1 protein-coding gene is annotated in these 1,263 nt (G+C 62.2%); it reads left to right on the top strand.

The annotated features are described in order from the left end of the window. A partial coding sequence (locus tag KF784_20275) for a hypothetical protein (GenBank protein MBX3121393.1) occupies positions 1 to 1,263 on the top strand: 1,263 nt, incomplete at both ends.

The following is a 1,263-nucleotide window of genomic DNA, read 5'->3' on the forward strand; positions in this document are numbered from 1 at the left end:
GACCCGGCGCTCTTCGGCACCCGCCTCCTGCACGAAACCAAGGAAGCGAAAGATGTCACCGACTCGAACCACGAGGTCGGCACCATCACCATCCACCGCAACAACATCGAGGGCTGGCTCGTCACCCATACGACCTTGAACCCCGCAGTCGGAGACCCCGTCGCGCTCTATCACCACAACCGCATCACGCACCTGATCGACGGGGCCAAGATGTTCCCCGAGGTGACCAACGCCGCCGAGGGCGCCACCGAATCCATCAACCTGATGACGCTCTTTTTCGACGTCGACAACGGCTTTCTCACCAAATTCAAAAGCAGCTTCGACCCGCTCAATCCTCCCGCCACCGGATGCAAGCAGGCGGCGGAGACCACACTCGAAGAGGTACTCAAGAACAAGGGCGGAAAGCCGGTGAACGTCCTGGTCACGAACCTGCCGCTGTCTGCGGAGGACACCGTGACCGAGGTGGCGGAATTTTTCGCACAGACACCGGGCGTGCGCACCAACGCCTATAACAAGGGATTCGCCCTGCTGCATGCCAAGGCCATCGTGGTGGATGGGGACCACGCCATCCTCATGGGATCGCCGCTCAAACAGTACTACTTCAGCGATTCACGTCACGCCATCCGCGACGCGCGCCACAAGGGCTCGCTCATGCACGACGTCAACACCGATCTCAAGGGCCCGGCGGTGTCACACATCGAGAAGACCTTCGCGAGCATCTGGAATGCCACCGGCAAACCCATGCTGATTCCTCCGCCAAAGACCTTTCCCGACCTGCCGGTCACGCCGGACGGAGACGTGACCTCGGTGCAGGTCCTGCGCACGCTGCCTGGCGGTTCGATCAAGCGCGTCAATCCCAGCGACGAGGACTTGCCCTACGGCGAAACCGGCATCCTCGAATCCTACGAGCGCGCCATCGCCAATGCTCAGCGGTACATCTACATCGAGAACCAGTACTTCACGTCGCCCGAGATCGTCGATGCGCTCATCGCGAGGATGAAGGATCTGACCAAGCCGCGCCTGCAGATCATCCTGGTCCTGAACCTGCGGCCCGACCTGCCGGGGTACCCGGATCGCCAGATCGACAACGTCAACCAGCTCCGCCTCGCCGCGAAAACAGGAGGCCATCACCTGGGCGTCTACACGCTCTGGAGCCGATCGGAGAAAGCAGGCAGCGGCGGCGCGGGGAATCCGCGGCGCTACGACGTGATGCCGGTGTATGTCCACAGCAAGGTCGCCATCATCGACGACGTGTGGGCCACT

Source organism: Fimbriimonadaceae bacterium (assembly GCA_019638775.1).
In the GTDB taxonomy this organism is placed as follows: domain Bacteria; phylum Armatimonadota; class Fimbriimonadia; order Fimbriimonadales; family Fimbriimonadaceae; genus JAHBTD01.